General features: G+C 53.6%; 16 protein-coding genes, 2 tRNA genes, 2 rRNA genes and 2 pseudogenes (1 of these 22 running past the window's edge). 12 read left to right on the top strand and 10 right to left on the bottom strand.

What is annotated here, in order from left to right:
• The 3 genes from K5621_RS15260 to rrf all read left to right on the top strand — a co-directional run.
• Window positions 1–1,104 (top strand): 23S ribosomal RNA (locus K5621_RS15260) (it extends 1,788 nt beyond the left edge of the window).
• 90 nt (window positions 1,105–1,194) lie between these two features.
• Window positions 1,195–1,270, top strand: a tRNA-Val gene (locus tag K5621_RS15255).
• A gap of 116 nt (window positions 1,271–1,386) precedes the next feature.
• Window positions 1,387–1,502, top strand: a 5S ribosomal RNA gene (gene rrf / locus K5621_RS15250).
• A 286-nt stretch (window positions 1,503–1,788) separates the two neighbouring features.
• Here rrf and K5621_RS15245 read toward each other — a convergent pair.
• Window positions 1,789–2,280, bottom strand: a pseudogene (locus K5621_RS15245) (IS630 family transposase); the annotation flags it as partial.
• 17 nt (window positions 2,281–2,297) lie between these two features.
• Here K5621_RS15245 and K5621_RS15240 point away from each other — a divergent pair.
• Together K5621_RS15240 and K5621_RS15235 are read left to right on the top strand one after the other, a co-directional pair.
• Window positions 2,298–2,459: pseudogene (locus K5621_RS15240) on the top strand (IS481 family transposase); the annotation flags it as partial.
• 222 nt (window positions 2,460–2,681) lie between these two features.
• A tRNA-Trp gene (locus K5621_RS15235) sits at window positions 2,682–2,758 on the top strand.
• Between the two features lie 277 nt (window positions 2,759–3,035).
• Here the strand turns inward: K5621_RS15235 and dpsA are convergent.
• The gene (gene dpsA / locus K5621_RS15230; RefSeq protein ID WP_025009858.1) at window positions 3,036–3,506 is read right to left on the bottom strand and encodes a DNA starvation/stationary phase protection protein DpsA; all 471 of its coding nucleotides are present in this window, start codon (window positions 3,504–3,506) and stop codon (window positions 3,036–3,038) included.
• A gap of 278 nt (window positions 3,507–3,784) precedes the next feature.
• On the opposite strand from dpsA, the gene K5621_RS15225 reads away from it, so the two are divergent.
• A complete protein-coding gene (locus K5621_RS15225) occupies window positions 3,785–4,120 on the top strand; it encodes a DNA polymerase III subunit psi (protein ID WP_028781162.1) in 336 nt (111 codons plus the stop codon).
• Window positions 4,117–4,575, top strand: a complete 459-nt coding sequence (rimI, locus tag K5621_RS15220) for a ribosomal protein S18-alanine N-acetyltransferase (protein ID WP_245003092.1) — start codon at window positions 4,117–4,119, stop codon at window positions 4,573–4,575. The genes K5621_RS15225 and rimI overlap by 4 nt, the downstream gene beginning before the upstream one ends.
• Window positions 4,576–4,725: 150 nt before the next feature.
• On the opposite strand, the gene lipA is transcribed toward rimI, so the two are convergent.
• The 5 genes from lipA to K5621_RS15195 all read right to left on the bottom strand — a co-directional run bounded on the left by lipA (window position 4,726) and on the right by K5621_RS15195 (window position 9,095).
• The gene (gene lipA, locus K5621_RS15215) at window positions 4,726–5,691 is read right to left on the bottom strand and encodes a lipoyl synthase (protein ID WP_025009861.1); all 966 of its coding nucleotides are present in this window, start codon (window positions 5,689–5,691) and stop codon (window positions 4,726–4,728) included.
• Window positions 5,684–6,343 carry a lipoyl(octanoyl) transferase LipB gene (gene lipB / locus K5621_RS15210; protein WP_039035899.1) on the bottom strand — a complete coding sequence of 220 codons (660 nt, stop codon included), beginning with the start codon at window positions 6,341–6,343 and terminating at the stop codon, window positions 5,684–5,686. Before lipB ends, lipA begins: the two co-directional genes overlap by 8 nt.
• A gap of 137 nt (window positions 6,344–6,480) precedes the next feature.
• Window positions 6,481–6,747, bottom strand: coding sequence for a DUF493 family protein YbeD (ybeD, locus tag K5621_RS15205; RefSeq protein WP_028781166.1), 267 nt, complete (start codon window positions 6,745–6,747; stop codon window positions 6,481–6,483).
• A gap of 135 nt (window positions 6,748–6,882) precedes the next feature.
• Window positions 6,883–8,691: an aminopeptidase P family protein gene (locus K5621_RS15200; RefSeq protein ID WP_221049664.1), complete on the bottom strand. Its 1,809-nt coding sequence runs from the start codon at window positions 8,689–8,691 to the stop codon at window positions 6,883–6,885.
• A 140-nt stretch (window positions 8,692–8,831) separates the two neighbouring features.
• Window positions 8,832–9,095, bottom strand: coding sequence for a hypothetical protein (locus K5621_RS15195; protein ID WP_221049663.1), 264 nt, complete (start codon window positions 9,093–9,095; stop codon window positions 8,832–8,834).
• A 115-nt stretch (window positions 9,096–9,210) separates the two neighbouring features.
• Here K5621_RS15195 and K5621_RS15190 point away from each other — a divergent pair, with 115 nt between their 5' ends.
• A complete protein-coding gene (locus K5621_RS15190) occupies window positions 9,211–10,401 on the top strand; it encodes an MFS transporter (RefSeq protein ID WP_221049662.1) in 1,191 nt (396 codons plus the stop codon).
• Between the two features lie 84 nt (window positions 10,402–10,485).
• Window positions 10,486–11,262, top strand: coding sequence for an ROK family protein (locus K5621_RS15185; protein WP_100144132.1), 777 nt, complete (start codon window positions 10,486–10,488; stop codon window positions 11,260–11,262).
• A gap of 30 nt (window positions 11,263–11,292) precedes the next feature.
• Here K5621_RS15185 and K5621_RS15180 read toward each other — a convergent pair whose 3' ends face one another.
• Window positions 11,293–11,613: a hypothetical protein gene (locus K5621_RS15180; RefSeq protein ID WP_221049661.1), complete on the bottom strand. Its 321-nt coding sequence runs from the start codon at window positions 11,611–11,613 to the stop codon at window positions 11,293–11,295.
• 133 nt (window positions 11,614–11,746) lie between these two features.
• On the opposite strand from K5621_RS15180, the gene K5621_RS15175 reads away from it, so the two are divergent.
• A complete protein-coding gene (locus K5621_RS15175) occupies window positions 11,747–12,964 on the top strand; it encodes a M24 family metallopeptidase (protein WP_221049660.1) in 1,218 nt (405 codons plus the stop codon).
• A gap of 55 nt (window positions 12,965–13,019) precedes the next feature.
• Here the strand turns inward: K5621_RS15175 and bamJ are convergent, their stop codons facing one another.
• A complete protein-coding gene (gene bamJ / locus K5621_RS15170; RefSeq protein WP_039034318.1) occupies window positions 13,020–13,490 on the bottom strand; it encodes a BamJ family beta-barrel-assembly machinery protein in 471 nt (156 codons plus the stop codon).
• Between the two features lie 469 nt (window positions 13,491–13,959).
• Here bamJ and K5621_RS15165 point away from each other — a divergent pair, with 469 nt between their 5' ends.
• Window positions 13,960–15,270, top strand: a complete 1,311-nt coding sequence (locus tag K5621_RS15165; RefSeq protein WP_028781171.1) for a short-chain fatty acid transporter — start codon at window positions 13,960–13,962, stop codon at window positions 15,268–15,270.
• Here the strand turns inward: K5621_RS15165 and K5621_RS15160 are convergent.
• Complete coding sequence (locus K5621_RS15160) at window positions 15,257–15,805, bottom strand: HPP family protein (RefSeq protein WP_081737197.1); 549 nt, start codon at window positions 15,803–15,805, stop codon at window positions 15,257–15,259. The two genes, K5621_RS15165 and K5621_RS15160, sit on opposite strands and share 14 nt — an antisense overlap.
• Before the next feature lie 117 nt (window positions 15,806–15,922).
• On the opposite strand from K5621_RS15160, the gene K5621_RS15155 reads away from it, so the two are divergent.
• On the top strand, window positions 15,923–16,483 hold the full coding sequence (locus K5621_RS15155) for a TetR/AcrR family transcriptional regulator (RefSeq protein ID WP_221049659.1): 561 nt from the start codon (window positions 15,923–15,925) through the stop codon (window positions 16,481–16,483).
• The last annotated feature ends 71 nt before the right edge of the window (window positions 16,484–16,554 follow it).

The raw sequence follows: 16,554 nt of genomic DNA, 5'->3' as shown, positions 1-16,554 counted from the left end.
AAAATCGCAAGATGACGTATACGGTGTGACGCCTGCCCGGTGCCGGAAGGTTAATTGATTGGGTTATCTTCGGAGAAGCTCATGATCGAAGCCCCGGTAAACGGCGGCCGTAACTATAACGGTCCTAAGGTAGCGAAATTCCTTGTCGGGTAAGTTCCGACCTGCACGAATGGCGTAATGATGGCCACGCTGTCTCCAGCCGAGACTCAGTGAAGTTGAAATTGCGGTGAAGATGCCGTATACCCGCGGCTAGACGGAAAGACCCCGTGAACCTTTACTATAGCTTGGCACTGAACATTGACCCTACATGTGTAGGATAGGTGGGAGACTATGAAGATGAGACGCCAGTCTTGTTGGAGTCAACCTTGAAATACCACCCTTGTAGTGTTGATGTTCTAACCTGGGCCCCTAATCGGGGTTAGGGACAGTGCCTGGTGGGTAGTTTGACTGGGGCGGTCTCCTCCCAAAGAGTAACGGAGGAGCACGAAGGTTGGCTAAGTACGGTCGGACATCGTACGGTTAGTGTAATGGCATAAGCCAGCTTAACTGCGAGACAGACACGTCGAGCAGGTGCGAAAGCAGGTCATAGTGATCCGGTGGTTCTGAATGGAAGGGCCATCGCTCAACGGATAAAAGGTACTCCGGGGATAACAGGCTGATACCGCCCAAGAGTTCATATCGACGGCGGTGTTTGGCACCTCGATGTCGGCTCATCACATCCTGGGGCTGAAGTCGGTCCCAAGGGTATGGCTGTTCGCCATTTAAAGTGGTACGCGAGCTGGGTTCAGAACGTCGTGAGACAGTTCGGTCCCTATCTGCCGTGGGCGTTGGATGATTGAGGGGAGCTGCTCCTAGTACGAGAGGACCGGAGTGGACGAACCGCTGGTGTTCGGGTTGTCATGCCAATGGCATTGCCCGGTAGCTACGTTCGGAATCGATAACCGCTGAAAGCATCTAAGCGGGAAGCGAGCCCCAAGATGAGTCATCCCTAGGTCCTAGAGACCTCTGAAGAGCCGTTCGAGACCAGGACGTTGATAGGCAGGGTGTGTAAGCGTTGCGAGGCGTTGAGCTAACCTGTACTAATGACTCGAGAGGCTTAACCATACAACCCAGATGGGTTTTACGGACTTGAAGAAGTCGATACTTGATTGAAGTTTGAACTCAGGCTCTGAAAAGAGCACAGCCAAGAATACCGGTCGCTTAGCTCAGCCGGGAGAGCACCTCCCTTACAAGGAGGGGGTCACTGGTTCGATCCCAGTAGCGACCACCATATTTCAAAGCAACAGCTTTCTGAATTGAAGAACAAAGGTTAATGACGCAGGTGATTTTTTGGCTGATAAAGCTGGAGCAATACCGTCAGACGGACAATTAACCAGTAAGAATATGTCTGGTGACAATAGCATTGTGGTCCCACCTGATCCCATCCCGAACTCAGAAGTGAAACGCAATCGCGCCGATGGTAGTGTGGGGTCTCCCCATGTGAGAGTAGGTCATCGCCAGACGCCACTTTGGTTTTCACTTTTTAGAAAAGTGAAGACAAAACAGTAACGATGGATCCCCAGCACTTTGTGTTGGGGATTTTTCGTTTTAATGCATTTTGATATGTCCACTCTCACATGGGGAAGATAAAGAGTCCAAACGTAGTGAGGTACAATCCCATGTGGAGTAGGGTGAGGTTGTCGCGTTTATCAAACTCAGTTTGATGCGACAGACGAACGCGGAGAGCTTGCTCGAAGCAGGTCATCGCCAGACGCCCAATTTTATTTTCACTTTTTATACCATTCCGCATTAAATTTCAGTCACTTTCGCCCAGTCTCTGGTGCACATCTTTATCACTCGCTTTGTACTGCTGACGAAGTTGTTCCAAGCCTGACTGCAAGCATCCACAATGTCCTCATATCCTTTGAAACAGCGATTAGCGAGATGACGTTGGCGTAGCCAACTCTACACCTGTTCGATGGGGTTTAGCTCCGGGGAATAGGTGGGCAGTTTAATCAAAGTGAGATTTGAGAAAGGCATCGCCGTATCCATAGTATGCCAGCCTGTGCCATCAACGATGACCACTGCATGCCGGTCGCTCTCGGTTGCCAACGATATCAATTCAAGATGAAGTATCATGACATCTTTGTTGACCAAGGGCGTAATCAATGCCTCCGTTTTACCGCTACTTGGGCACACAGCCCCAAACAGATACCCATAATCAAATTGCTGCTGTTTGACGACACGGGGACGGCTACTCCGTTTGACCCAAAGTCTCGTCGTTTGGTGTTGTTGGCCAAATTCATTATGCCACTACATACGGCACACTGGAGGAACTGCAAAAAGACTTGGACGAATGGCTGGCGCTGTATAACAATGAACGCACCCATCAAGGCAAAATGTGCTGCGGTCGCACACCGATGGCAACATTAATTGATGGAAAACGGATTTGGGCGGAAAAGAATTTAGCCCAAATCTAATCTGACAACGGCACTCAAAAATCGGGTAACTGTCAGATCAGGTCTGAGCTAGTACAGATAATTCGTTGTTTACAGCAACCTTACCTTACTGGTGTTGTCCCCAGAAACTCTTGGATGCCTACAATGCCATAGCTTTGCCTGAAAAAGCTGCAATCGACGAGGTTTGTACCAAAAAGTCCTTTACCTTTAGGAAGGCTTTTAGCATAATGCCCCTCGTTCCACAGGGGTGTAGTTCCAATTGGTAGAACAGCGGTCTCCAAAACCGACGGTTGCGGGTTCGAGTCCTGCCACCCCTGCCACATTCCAGACGGCCTGCATAGTAATATGCGGGCCGTTTTCCTTTTGTAGATATCATAAAGTGCTTGAGGTCGATATGGACCCGTTTATTTTCCATCTAGCACTGTCAGTATGCCTACATCTTTAAAACTACTGTTACAGGGTTAAACCCTGCCCGGTGCTAAATAAGATAACGGCTCACGCAATACGCGTAAGCCGTATAGGTTCAATACTCAGTTTGTTTCAGCATTAGCCGCTAATTCATGCCGTTTCTGAACGCCGTATCAAAGTGATGCCAGATTACTGCACTAACAAGCTGCGCAGCATCCAAGCGGTCTTTTCATGCAGCTGAATACGCTGGGTCAGCAGATCTGCCGTTGCTTCGTCATTGGCCTGGTTCACCAGAGGGTAGAGTGCCCGGGCGTTGCGAATAATGATCTCCTGGCCTTCCAGCAGTTCCTCAAGCATCTGTTTGGCATCTGTGATGCCTGAGTCTTCTTTGATTTCGGTCTGAGCGGCGTAGGCGCTGTAGGATCCCAAGGCTCTTTCACCCAGGGCTCTGACCCGCTCTGCTATGACATCCACCGCGGCAGCCAATTCGGTGTACTGCTCTTCAAACAGTTGGTGTAGGCTGGTGAACATGGGGCCTGTCACGTTCCAGTGGAAGCTGTGAGTCTTAAGATAAAGGCTGTAGGTGTCAGCAAGTAAGCGATTCAAACCGTTGGCTATTTCCAGGCGATCGGCTTGGTTGATCCCGATATTGATATTCATAATATAACCTCCGTAAATGATCTGTTTTCTATACTACTCCGGAAGATAATTAGTTAAAGTGGATAAAGTAGATGTCTGCAATCGATTTTGTTTAAGTGGATTGCCGGGGGATTTGCTCTCAGGTCACAGACAGTTGCTGAGCAAGCTGGTATTCTAAAGCGCTTAACTTGGAAGCTCTGTTGCGGGTTTCTTTCAGTCATTTTTGCCCTTCTTGTTCGTCCCTCGCTATGGGTTTTGGGCGACATTTTCAAACTGCGTTAAAGCGGAGCGCAATCACCATGAATAAATATTTGCACGCCATGGGAATAGAGCTGTGGCGCAGTAGACAAGACTCTCCCTCCCAGGTGCCTTTCATGCTGTTGGTGCCTGATGCTGACGAGCGTGTATTGCAACATCCCCTGGTGCTCAAGGTGTTGGCGTTATTGGGATTGGATGCAAGGCAGTGCAGCGTCGGTAATCGGCCTGTGGCTGGGCAAGAGGTGATATGGAATATGTTCCCTGAGCCTGTTGAAGGGGCCTGGCTACACTCATCGCAGCCGGCGCAATTGATGTCAGGCAGTGAGGGCAAGCGCGCCCTATGGCAACAGATTTGGCACAGGTTGGAGGCGAAGTGACAGAGGTTATTGCAATCAGAGCCTTGGAGGCCGATGACCTCGACGAGATGATGAAAATTGAACAACTGGCCCATGAGTTTCCCTGGAGTGAGGCGACTCTGGGCAGTTGCTTTGGCCGTTTTTACCGGGCTCTGGGGTTATATGTAGGACCGGAGCTTCAAGGCTTTTGCTTGCTGCAGGTCTTGTTCGAGGAAGCGACCCTGATGAATATCTGTATCGCTCCTGCCGCACAAGGTCAGGGGTTGGGGCGGCAATTATTACAGGCGGCAATCGAGCTGCTTAAAGAGACTGGTGTGGAGAGATTATTGCTGGAAGTCAGGGTGGGTAATGCCGCCGCTATCGCCTTGTATCGGCGCCTGGGCTTTATTGAGACCGGCTCCAGGGCCGATTACTATCAGGCCAAAGAGGGCCGGGAAGATGCTCTGCTGATGGAGTTGTCTCTTCACTCCTCTTAGTCTCTCTTGGCTCTTCTTCGCTCATCCCGGTTAATATGGGCAGAGGCAGCTATGTCAGAGCTTTGCCGCTAACCCTAAAGCTTTTAATTGTGCCCATAAATAGAAAAACAGCGCCTGTGGGCGCTGTTTCTTTAGGTGCTTGGGCTTGGTCTATTTGACCTCTTTCCCCTGGGCCTGAAGGTCTGCATGGTAGCTTGAGCGAACCAGCGGGCCACAGGCGGCGTGGGTAAAGCCAAGTTCGGTTGCCAGGTTGTGGAAGTCGTCAAACTCCTTGGGAGTCACGTAACGCTCTACCGGCAAGTGGAACTTAGATGGCTGCAGATACTGGCCCAGAGTCAGCATGTTGACATTGTGAGCGCGCAGATCTCTGAGCACCTGTTCAATCTCTTCATTGCTTTCACCCAGTCCGAGCATGATCCCCGACTTGGTCGGGATATCCGGATGGCGTTCTTTAAAGCGTTTGAGCAGATCCAATGACCACTGATAGTTGGCACCGGGACGGGCCTTACGATAGTGAGCCGGAGCCGTTTCCAGGTTGTGGTTGAATACATCCGGTGGCTCGGTCGCCAGAATATCCAGCGCCTGATCGATACGGCCGCGGAAGTCAGGCACCAATATCTCTATCTTGATCTCAGGGTTGAGTTTACGGATCTCACGGATACAGTCGGCGAAGTGCTGGGCGCCGCCGTCACGCAGATCGTCACGATCCACAGAGGTGATCACCACATACTTGAGCTTCATATCCTTGATGGTCTGTGCCAGCTTGAGTGGCTCCTCGGCGTCAGGCTTGAGTGGACGGCCATGGGCTACGTCACAGAAGGGACAACGCCGGGTACAGATGGCACCGAGGATCATAAAGGTGGCTGTACCATGGTTGAAGCACTCGGCCAGGTTTGGACAGGAGGCTTCTTCACACACTGAGTGCAAGCCATTTTTACGCAGTGCCTGTTTGATATCCAGGATCCGCTGATTGGAAGATGGCAACTTAACCCGCAACCAATCGGGCTTGCGCAGCATGGTGTCGCGCTCTGATGGCACAACTTTGACCGGGATACGGGCGACCTTTTCGGCGTCCCGCAATTTCACGCCGGGCTGTAATCTTTCTGGCCTATTCATATGACTCTGCTAATCCTTGGTGATGCACTGTTTGCTCATAGCCCAAACGCTGGCTAAAAGTTTCAATCAGGTGTTGGCCTGCCTCCTCGACACTCTGGGGGCCACCGAGCGCTTTGCACTGGGCCATTTCGAGTCCGGCATAACCACAGGGGTTGATACGACGAAAAGGGGCGAGATCCATGTCGACATTCAGCGCCAAGCCGTGGAATGAGCATCCCTTACGGATCCTCAACCCCAAAGAGGCTATTTTACGCTCCTCGACATAGACACCCGGCGCATCGGACTTGGCATAGGCCGGAATATCGAAGCGCTTGAGCAGCTCCACCAGGCTTTGTTCTATGTCGGTAACCAGCTGTCTTACCCCAAGCTTGCGCCGTTTGATGTTGATAAGAGGGTAGGCGACCAATTGCCCCGGGCCATGGTAAGTTACTTGACCACCGCGATCCACCTGGATCACCGGGATATCACCGGTGTTGAGCAGGTGCTCGCTCTTACCGGCCTGGCCTTGGGTGAAAACCGGTGGATGCTCCACCAGCCAGAGTTCATCCGGGCTGTGTTCGTCACGGGTGTCGGTATAGTGCTGCATGGCATGCCATACAGTCTCATAATCCATGTTACCCAAGTGGCGGATATGCAATGTATTGTCTGGCAAGGGCAACGTCTCCCCCTCTGTTTGAGATGATAGCAATCAGTATCAAGCTGTGCTCACTCTCTGATACCGGCAGGTATTATACGCTTTGGCAGGAAAAATGTAATCCAGATCACACTTTCTCTGCCGAGTGCCAGGTATCAGAGTACCCGGCGAACGCCTTCAATAGCGGCAAGTTCAGTGTACAAGGTTTCGATATGTTCCTTGCTGGTCACTCTCACATTTATGGTCACCGAGATATAGGTGCCTTTGCTGGAGGCCTTGGTGGTAGGGCTGTAATCGCCGGGGGCGTGCTTCTGGACGACTTCGACGACGCGGTCGGCCAGAGTATCGCTGGCATCGCCAACCACTTTAAATGGGAAGGAGGTTGGAAACTCCAGATACTGATCAAAGGTGGTACTTATCATGGGATTGAGATTCTCATGGCAAAATAATAACAGCTATATGGCGGCTATTATATCCCAATTCAAGGGGCGGATCTTCTCGCGAATAGCACAGAGAGTTTGACAAAGGGCGCCGGCCATTGACGGCGCCCTTGGGCGTTACAGCGGCGAGGTGGCCTGTTCGAGCCAGGCCAGTGATTCGCCACTCATCAGCGGTGACAGGGTCTGATAAACGCGGCTGTGATAGTCATTGAACCAATTGAGCTCAGCTTCAGTAAGCAGACTCTTGTCTATCAAGCGTTTATCCATGGGGATCAGAGTCAGAGCGTCGAACTCGAATATCTCCCGCTCGGCCCCTTTGAGCGCTTCACAGGGGCGTACTTCCACCAGGTTTTCCAGACGGATACCGAAGGCATCTGTACGGTAATAGCCGGGTTCGTTGGAAAGCACCATTCCGGGCAGCAAAGGAATGGCATTGAGGTTCTTGCCTATTCTTTGTGGGCCTTCATGAACGCTGAGGAAGTGGCCAACACCATGGCCCGTGCCGTGGTCGTAGTCAAAACCGTGCTGCCACAAGTATTGACGGGCGAAGGCATCCAGTTGTTGCCCCGTAGTGCCCCGCGGGAAGCGGGCCTGATCCAGGGCGATATGCCCCTTGAGCACCAAGGTCACCATCTTTTTCTGTTCGGCGCTGACTTCACCTATGGCTATGGTGCGGGTAACGTCCGTGGTGCCGTCCAAATACTGGGCGCCAGAGTCCACCAGATAGATGCTGTTCATCTCCATCATGGCCGGAGTGCCGTTGAGATGGTTATAGTGGCACATGGCCGCATTGCCGCCGGTGGCGGAAATAGTGTCAAAGCTTGGCTCGCGGTAGAGAGGATCCTCAAGGCGATAGCTCTCAAGCTTATCTGCCAGTGTGCCCTCATCGTAGAGGCGGCCTGCGGTCACTTCGGCATCCAGCCAAGCCAGGAAACGGCTCACGGCAACGCCGTCACGGATATGGCTGGCGCGCATTCCCTGCAGTTCGGCACTGTTTTTACAGGCCTTGGGCAGTGCCACAGGATCGAGTCCGGCGATCAGTTTGGCGCCGGCGGCTTTGGCCTGTAATTGGCTGAAGGCGTTGGCATTATTGGGATCGGCTAAAAGCTTTCTGCCTTCAAGCGCTTGCAACGCTTCGGCGAGCTCCGACTCGGCGCGGAAGCTGACACCGGCCCCTACGTGGGCTTCAATCCCCTGGGGTAATTTGGCAAGCTCGGTAAACAGTGTCATCTCACCATTGGCTTCCAGCAGGGCACAGCCCAGTACCACGGGCAACCTGGGCACGTCCTGACCGCGGATATTGAGTAACCAGCAGAAGGAGTCCAGCGCCGCTATCAGCGCTACATCGGCCCCGGCTTTTTTCACCAGGGCGCCGATTTCACTGCGCTTCTGTTCGCTGCTCTTGCCGGCAGACTCGGCATTGAAGAGGATAATGGGCTTGTTTTCCGGCACGGGTCTGTCTTGCCAGTGCAAATCCACCGGGTTGTCGTCAAGCGCCACCAATGTCATACCCGCCTTGCTCAGTGTGGCTTCGGCATCTTGCTGCCAAGCTAGGGTATGCAACCTGGGATCGTAGCCAATACGGCAACCGGCCGGCAGCTTTTCTGCCAACCATTGTGCCTGGGGCATATCTGTCAGGCTCTCATAACTGAACAGGGTCGAGTCCACCTGTTGCCTCACCTGCACAGTGTAGCGACCATCAGTAAAAATGGCGGCGCTGTCCTTCATCACAATCGCCATCCCCGCCGAGCCGGTAAAGTCGGTCAGCCAATGCAAACGCTCGTTGTGCGCTGGCACATACTCGCCGAGATATTCGTCGGCACGGGGCTGGATAAAGGCATCGAGTTGGTGTTTGGCCATTTCGCTGCGCACGGCATTAAGCCGTAATGCGATATGGGGGCTCTTGGGGGATTGTGATTGCAACATAGGGGCTCCGCTGATGGTCGGCTTGGCTACCCTTGGCCGACCTTGTCTTTATGAGTGATAGCGGATTATGGCAAGCCCTGAAGTCGCTTCGCAAGGGCTTGCATGAGGAAATCCTTGTGGCAGCTGTAAAGGGGGCCAATTCAATTGCTGCCAAACAGAGTCGCTATGCCCACCAGAAAGGAGCTAACCAGAGTTGCCATTACGCCTTTACTGACATCTTCACTGCGTACTCTGTCATCGCTTGGTTGTTGATCCCGCACCTGCTTTTCATTGCGCTGCTCGACATTGTTGGCCACGTTGTCATAGAGATCCTGAGAAGGGGAGTAAGGCTGGTTGCTGCAGCCTGCCCCCATGCCCAGAAGCAAGGTCAGCAGTAGCACTCTGATACAGTTTTGTTTTCCCACAGTGTTCTTCCTTGAATGAAAATGTTAAAACTGATTGGCTTAGGTTAACTCTATGTGTGTTTGTTGGCCTGTTCAAGGTTTTTATCTGTCTCGATTTTGATTCAAGGATGCCTTTATGCCGCTAAATGTTTGGGTGTTGATGTTGGCGCAGGCCTTTGCCATGAGTGCCACACCTATCATGGTATTGCTCGGAGGTATCATAGGGGCAGAGCTGAGCCCGGTTCACTCGCTGTCGACACTGCCTATCGCCATGATGGTAGTCGGAGTCGCTGTGGCGATTGTGCCCATCAATATCTTGATGCAGCGTTTGGGGCGGCGGCGGGTATTTATCGGTGGCGCCCTGCTGACCAGTGTGGCCGGTGCTATGGCGGCGCTTAGTGTTTGGTATGCCCAGTTCTGGGGATTTTGTGGCAGTGGTCTGCTGCTCGGATGCGGCGGCGCCATTATTCAGCAATACCGTTTTGCCGCCATGGAGTCAGTGGCGCCGACTCTGTCTGCCAAGGCAGCCAGCCGGGTGTTGCTTGGTGGTTTGCTCGCCGCCTTCCTCGGGCCAGAACTGGCCTTGCTGGCCAAGGATATTTTGCCGGTAACATACTCTGGGGCCTTTTTGATGGTGACTCTGGTCGGTGTGCTGGCGCTGGTCTGCCTGCTGTTTTATCAAGATGATGGCCCGGTACTCAAAGCCTCCAAGGTTGAGCGTATGGATATTCGGCCATTGTCGGTTATTTTGCGTCAAAGCCGACTCTGGGTTGCCTGCGGCGCTGCAGTTATAGGCTACGCCTTGATGAGTTTTATCATGACGGCGACCCCGGTACATATGCATCACATAGAGCATCACAGCCTTGAGGATACCAAGTGGGTGATCCAGAGCCATGTGATTGCCATGTATCTGCCCTCGCTGATAAGTGGCTACCTGATAGCCCGCTTGGGTCACACCCGTATCATGTTGGCCGGGCTGGCGCTTTACTGCCTGACCTTGGCTCTGGCACTGGCGGGGCGTGACCTGCTCAACTATTGGAGTGCGCTGGTGATGTTGGGTGTGGGTTGGAATTTTCTGTTTGTTGCCGGCACTTCGTTGCTGCCTGGCTGTTATCGCCCCGAAGAGAGATTCACTGTGCAGTCTTTCAACGATTCTCTGGTATTTGGCTCTCAAGCGTTGGCGTCTCTGGGGGCCGGCTGGGTCATCTATCAACTCGGCTGGCAACTGCTGCTGGTGATCTGTATTCCCGCCATTGCGACCCAACTTATCCTGATAGCATGGTGGAAGTTAAGTAAAAGCAAGACGTTACAAATAACAGAACCTTGATGATTAGGTGCGATGCCGACAGCACTGTGCTAACATCTTAGGCCGTCCACCGCCTCTGGCGGTACGGTATAAAGGGGTTTATTGATGTCGACATTAACGATCGAAGTGGGGACTGAAACCGCGCTGTTTCAGCTGCGGCAAGGGGAAACAACAGAACAATATAAAATCCCCACCGGAGAGAGTTTCACCATAGCAGATCTCAATCGGCAATTGGCTGAACTTGAATCTGATTATGGGCTTACAAACTATCGTCTGGCACTGGCCTTCCCCGGCATGGTGCGAGACAACCAACTGATATCCTGCCGAGCTTTGCCAGCGCTGGTAGGACTCAACCCGGAAAAGCTCAGTAGCCGTGGTGAACTGGTGGCCATCAGCAATGATATCCACGCCGGTCTGCACGCCATTGCCAGCGTAAAACACCAGTGTGAACTCTTGGTGATGTGTGGTACAGGGATCGGCATGTCACTGGCGCTCAACGGCCGGGTGTTCAGTGGCGCCAACGGTCTGGGCGGCGAGCTGGGCGCTTGCCGGGTAATGACGGAGTCGGGGGAATTCAGTCTCGAACAGTTGGCCAGCGGCGAGTCGGTGCGGCGTCGACGCTTGCGTAACCCGGTAGAACTCTATCGCGCCGGGGCTTATCTGGGGATGGGCATTGCCTGGGCGGTTAACCTGCTCAATCCGCAAAAACTCTGGCTCGCCGGTAGTATGTTGGCCAATGCCGACTATTACAAAGGCTGCGTCAGTGGTGTTAAAGACTTGGCGGTTCCAGCCACTGTCAGTCAGTGTCAGATAAGTCGGGTCGATGATATGGAGACCTTGGTTTGCCGCGGTCTGCAAGTAATGCTGATGCAACAGGCCTGATACTCTGATTGAAGGGGGAGACATCCCCCGTCAAGCCGGTTCTTGGCAGGCCTGACGCATCTTCAACCAGAAGGCCCGTTGGCACAGGTTGCTGAAGGCTTTTTGTTTTGGATTGATATCGTTTCCTTTCAACACTCGATAACGGATCCAGTTATCTTCACAAAGCTCGCCGATATTGGACTGGCTTGGCTCCTGTTCCAGCTCCTGCTGTTTTTCGATAATGGCGCCATCGGCAAAGTGATATTGCCATAAACCTTCATCGTCCGTAGTGTGAATTTGCACCGACTCCAACAGTTCGGCGCTGCTTGTTTGTCCTTCTATGGCCAGAATATAGTTGGCAAGGTCCTGCATATTGTACTCCCGCGTTTGGCGCAAGCAGCATATCAGCGGTCGCCGGAAGTTGGCAATTTCGTTTGCTGCTTCCAAGCTTGTATACAATATGCTAAAAATCTCGAGCAGAATAATAACCTAATAGGAGAAGTCGATGAGCATAGGCGTTGGCGGCTCAACCCCGGAGCAGGAGTTGGCAAAGCTGGTGGATATGACCCGGGATGTCACAGCGGTGGACGTCGCCGAATTCAAAACCAGGCAACAAAACGCCCAGGTGCTGATGCAAGAGTTGGGAATTGATGCCCTCTATCTCAATGCCGGCACCAATCTCTACTATTTTTCCGGCCTGCGTTGGTATGCCAGTGAGCGTATGGTAGGGGCGATTTTGCCCTGTCGTGGTGAACTGGAATACCTGGCGCCGGCATTTGAGCTCGACACCCTCAAAGGCTTTATGTTGCAGCCTGGACGGGTTAACACCTGGCATGAGCACCAGAGTCCCTATGCGCTGTGCCGCAATGTGCTTGAGCGCATGGACTGTCTGCGTGCGGGCGCCGTTCTGGCTATAGATGAATCTGCCCCTTTCTTTTTGTTTGATGGCCTGCGTGAGGCTTGCCCCGAGCTTGCTTTTGTCAACGGCGCCAAGATTAGCGCCCAACTGCGAATGCATAAATCGGCCGCCGAGCTGAGGCTGATTCAGCGGGCGATGGATATGACGCTCGAAGTGCACAAGGCCGCCGCCAGAATATTACGCCCGGGGATCAGTACCGCCGAGGTGGAAGATTTTATCGACAAGGCCCATAGAGCCGTGGGGGCCAGTGGCTCCTATTTCTGCATAGTGCTCTTTGGTGAGGACAGTGCCTATCCCCATGGGGTCAAGTCGCCCAAGACGCTGGAGCCGGGCGACACTGTGTTGATAGACACAGGCTGTCAGTTGCATGGTTACAACTCGGATATTACCCGCACCTACGTATTTGGTACGCCAAGCGAGCGGCAGCGGCAATTGTGGGCGCTCGAGCAGGCAGCGCAGCGGGCCGGTTTTGAAGCGGCGGCTTTAGGTGCGCCCTGCAGTGGTGTCGACAAGGCGGCCAAAGCCGTGTTGGAAGCGGCCGGTTTCGGGCCCGGATATCAACTGCCGGGACTGCCCCATAGAACGGGCCACGGCATAGGCCTGGATATTCATGAGTGGCCCTATCTGGTTGATGGCGACAACACCCCACTGGCCGTTGGTATGTGTTTTTCCAATGAGCCCATGCTTTGTGTGCCCGGCGAGTTCGGCGTTCGCCATGAAGACCACTTCTATATGACGGCAGAGGGGCCACGCTGGTTTACCGAGCCGGCCAAGTCGATTGACGATCCCTTCGCGCAAGGTTAACAGCCGTTACTGAAACAACAAACCCGGCTTTGGCCGGGTTTGTTGTTGGGGATTGTTAGTTGATCTTGAGCAATTCCACATCAAAAATCAGTACCGAACCCGGCGGGATGGAGCCGGCAGAGCGATTGCCGTAGCCCAGGCTGCTGGGTATAAAGAAGCGCATCTTGTCGCCTTCTGTCATCAACTGAACCCCTTCGGTCCAGCCCTTGATCACCTGATTGAGTGGAAAGGCGATGGGCTCACCGCGATCGACCGAGCTGTCAAACACAGTGCCGTCAATCAGGGTGCCATGGTAGTGCACTGTCACCTTATCCTTGGGACCCGGATGAACCTGGCCTTGCCCCTTGTGCAGTAACTGATACTGCAGCCCCGAGTCTGTGGTGACCACACCCTCTTTATGCTTGTTGGCCTCAAGAAATACCTCGCCCTTGGCAACATTCTCTTTTGCCAGTTTCTGGCCATTCATAGTGGTGAAAAAGTAAAAAATAACTGCGGCGATAACCACCACGGCAAGCAACATTCTCATTTGGGGATCCTCTGTCCTGAAGGTGGCGCTATCTTAGCAGTTGGACTGCGGCATTTACAGCTAAGGGAAGGTGCGAACAAGTCCCATGTGTACTCTGCGTCGGCTTACGGGCTTGGATGCAAGGCGTGGTTCGCAGCAAATGGCCCTAGTCCTTTGCAAGAAGCACAACACAGCAGGCAGGCCTGTAAGCCACGCCCTTCGGGGCTTTCACAGCAACCGGCTCTCTGCGTTATCCGACTTCGACAGGCCCCGGCATGCCTTCAGTCAGATGCCTTGAACGCCAATTGCTGTGCAAGCCACTCTCTACAAAAGAGAAGGCCACGAGGACTTATTCGCACCTTCCTTAGGGTTATAGTGTACTTTTGTCGGGCTTTATCCCACGGGCAGACTTGTGTAGGCTATTGATAAAAAAGTGAAAGCTAAATCAGCTCTCCGCAGAATAATCATAATAAGACTCAAGGAAACCCCTATGCTCAATCGCGCCTCCCGGCCACTGGTCAAGCTGGTGGATAAGTATCTGCCCGATCCCTATATCTTTGTGCTCCTGCTTACTTTATTGGTGTTTGCTGCCGCCATGCTCGGCCAGCAAAAGACACCGGTAGAAGTGCTGGGTTATTGGGGCAGCGGTTTTTGGAACCTGCTCAGTTTCTCGATGCAGATGTTGCTGGTGTTGGTGGCCGGTTTTATGCTGGCCAGCTCGCCGCCGGTGAAGAAGTTGCTGGATGCCATAGCGTCCCTGGCCCGCAGCGCGCCGCAGGCTATCATACTGGTGACCTTGGTCTCCTTGGCGGCCAGTTGGCTTAACTGGGGGTTCGGTTTGGTGGTTGGTGCCCTGTTTGCCAAGGCGTTGGCGCGCCGGGTCAAGGTGGATTACCGTTTGCTGGTGGCTAGCGCCTATTCGGGCTTTGTGGTCTGGCATGGCGGCTTGGCGGGCTCAGTGCCCTTGACAGTGGCCACACCAGGACACTTTGCCGAGGCGCAGATAGGCATTATTCCTACCTCGGAAACTATTTTTGCCGGCTTTAATCTGCTGCTACTTGCCTTGCTGTTTATCATAATGCCGCTGGTCAATCGCTTTATGCTGCCGGATGACAAAGAGTCAGTGATAGTCGATCCTGCGCTGCTCGAGGATGCTGCGCCGACTCAGAGTGAGAACAAACGCCCGGCCGACTATCTGGAGAACAGCCGGATACTCGGGATCCTGGTGGGCCTGTGTGGTCTCGGGTATCTGGGGTATTGGTTCTTTGTTCAGGGGGGCAGTCTTAACCTCAACATAGTCAACTTCCTGTTTCTGTTCCTGGCGATAACCCTGCACCAGACGCCGCGCAGTCTGCTGGTCAGTCTCAATGAGGCGATTAAGGGCGGCGCCGGGATAGTGATCCAGTTTCCCTTCTACGCCGGCATCATGGCGGTGATGGTACAGTCCGGGTTGGCACAGAGTATCTCTTCGGGTTTTGTTGCCATTGCCAGCGCCGAGTCACTGCCATTCTGGAGCTTTATCAGCGCCGGGGTGGTGAATATCTTCGTGCCATCCGGTGGCGGCCAGTGGGCGGTACAGGCACCTATCATGTTGCCGGCCGCCGAGGCTCTTGGCGCCGATGTCGCCAGGGTCGCCATGGCGGTGGCCTGGGGGGATGCCTGGACCAACTTGATCCAGCCTTTTTGGGCGCTGCCTGTGCTGGCCATTGCCGGGCTCAAGGCCCGGGATATCATGGGGTTTTGTCTGATGCAGTTGCTGATCACCGGCGTGGTGATAAGTGTTGCCCTCAGTTGGTTTTAGGCCAGCTATGCTTGCTGATCCCCTTGATATACAGGCTCTTGTGATAGGCCCAACCGAAAGCGAGGATCAGCAGCAACCCCGAAACCACAGGGGTTAGCAAAAACTGCCAGTCGGCCCCGGCCAGCATTACCAGCAAGGGGTTGGCGCCGGCCGGTGGATGTGTGGTGTTGGTCAGCATCATCAGGCCGACACCCAGGCCGGTTCCCAGCCCCAGTGTCAGCGGCGACACTCCCAAGGTGTGCAATAACAAGAGGCCCAGAGCGCAGGTGAGCAGATGGCCGAAGAAGATGTTTTTCGGCTGCGCCAGCGGGCTTTGGGGCAGGGCGTAGAGCAACACCATAGTGGCGCCGAATGGTGCCATCAGCAGCAGACTCCAGCTCAGGTTCTGCGTCAGCATCTCCTGTAATCCCGCCAGTAATCCAATACAGCTTCCGGCGCCCAGTGTGGCCCAGGCGGCAGCCTGCCAACGGTTTGTCGCCGCTTGGGCTGTGTTTTTTGCAGCAGGTGTTGCGGTCAGGGGCGGTGTGTTGTCCATATCTGTTTTCCTTTGGTTGTCAGCATTTTTGCTTGGTAGAACAATCGGTCTACTTTTTATGGTAGACAGACCGTTCTACTTTTGTCAAACTCAGATTGAATCGTTAAGGAGCGTGAGATGGACAAGGTTTCCCAACTGCTTGCCGGTGCCTTTGAACTCTTTTATCGAGAGAGTGTGCATGGGGTGGGCATCAATCAAATTCTGGCCGAGGCCGGCATCGCCAAGAAGACCCTTTATCATCATTTCGAGGGGAAGGAGGCCCTGGTGCTGGCCGTGGTGCGTTATCGCGATCAGCTGTTTTTTGACTGGTTGAATCAAAGGCTGGAGGCGGCGCAAACGCCGATGGAGCTGATCCATGAGCTGTTTAACGCCCTGGATGATTGGTTCAACAGCCGGGTTGAGTCCCTGAGTCAGTTTCGCGGCTGTTTCTTTATCAATACCGCCGCCGAGTATCCCTCACCCGAGCATCCGGTAAATCGTCTTTGCCGTGAGCATAAGGCCAGGGTTCAAAATGAGCTTGAGCAGAAGTTGTCGTCTTGGCTTGGCAGCGAGCGCGCTCGTGAGTTGGCCGGGCAGTTGTGTTTGATTAAAGAGGGGGCGATAGTCTCTGCCCAGCTCGTCAGCCGGCAGTATGCTGCCGAGCGCGGCCGCAAGCTGGCACTTGGCTTACTTGATTAAGCCTAGATGATTAAGCCTAGATGATTGAGCCTGCTAGATAGGCGAGCTTGCCCTTGAGTTTAGAGCCAACC

The organism is Shewanella carassii, from assembly GCF_019670705.1.
GTDB classification, from domain to species: domain Bacteria; phylum Pseudomonadota; class Gammaproteobacteria; order Enterobacterales; family Shewanellaceae; genus Shewanella; species Shewanella carassii.
Note: the sequence above shows the minus strand (reverse complement) of the source record. Positions and strands in the feature narration are given on the sequence as shown.

What these genes read in the sequence shown, in the direction of transcription:
- dpsA (WP_025009858.1), bottom strand. Translation starts at nt 3,506, where the DNA reads ATGAATATCAATATCGGGATCAACCAAGCCGATCGCCTGGAAATAGCC.
- K5621_RS15225 (WP_028781162.1), top strand. Translation starts at nt 3,785, where the DNA reads ATGAATAAATATTTGCACGCCATGGGAATAGAGCTGTGGCGCAGTAGA.
- lipA (WP_025009861.1), bottom strand. Translation starts at nt 5,691, where the DNA reads ATGAATAGGCCAGAAAGATTACAGCCCGGCGTGAAATTGCGGGACGCC.
- ybeD (WP_028781166.1), bottom strand. Translation starts at nt 6,747, where the DNA reads ATGATAAGTACCACCTTTGATCAGTATCTGGAGTTTCCAACCTCCTTC.
- K5621_RS15200 (WP_221049664.1), bottom strand. Translation starts at nt 8,691, where the DNA reads ATGTTGCAATCACAATCCCCCAAGAGCCCCCATATCGCATTACGGCTT.
- K5621_RS15190 (WP_221049662.1), top strand. Translation starts at nt 9,211, where the DNA reads ATGCCGCTAAATGTTTGGGTGTTGATGTTGGCGCAGGCCTTTGCCATG.
- K5621_RS15185 (WP_100144132.1), top strand. Translation starts at nt 10,486, where the DNA reads ATGTCGACATTAACGATCGAAGTGGGGACTGAAACCGCGCTGTTTCAG.
- K5621_RS15180 (WP_221049661.1), bottom strand. Translation starts at nt 11,613, where the DNA reads ATGCAGGACCTTGCCAACTATATTCTGGCCATAGAAGGACAAACAAGC.
- K5621_RS15175 (WP_221049660.1), top strand. Translation starts at nt 11,747, where the DNA reads ATGAGCATAGGCGTTGGCGGCTCAACCCCGGAGCAGGAGTTGGCAAAG.
- bamJ (WP_039034318.1), bottom strand. Translation starts at nt 13,490, where the DNA reads ATGAGAATGTTGCTTGCCGTGGTGGTTATCGCCGCAGTTATTTTTTAC.
- K5621_RS15165 (WP_028781171.1), top strand. Translation starts at nt 13,960, where the DNA reads ATGCTCAATCGCGCCTCCCGGCCACTGGTCAAGCTGGTGGATAAGTAT.
- K5621_RS15160 (WP_081737197.1), bottom strand. Translation starts at nt 15,805, where the DNA reads ATGGACAACACACCGCCCCTGACCGCAACACCTGCTGCAAAAAACACA.
- K5621_RS15155 (WP_221049659.1), top strand. Translation starts at nt 15,923, where the DNA reads ATGGACAAGGTTTCCCAACTGCTTGCCGGTGCCTTTGAACTCTTTTAT.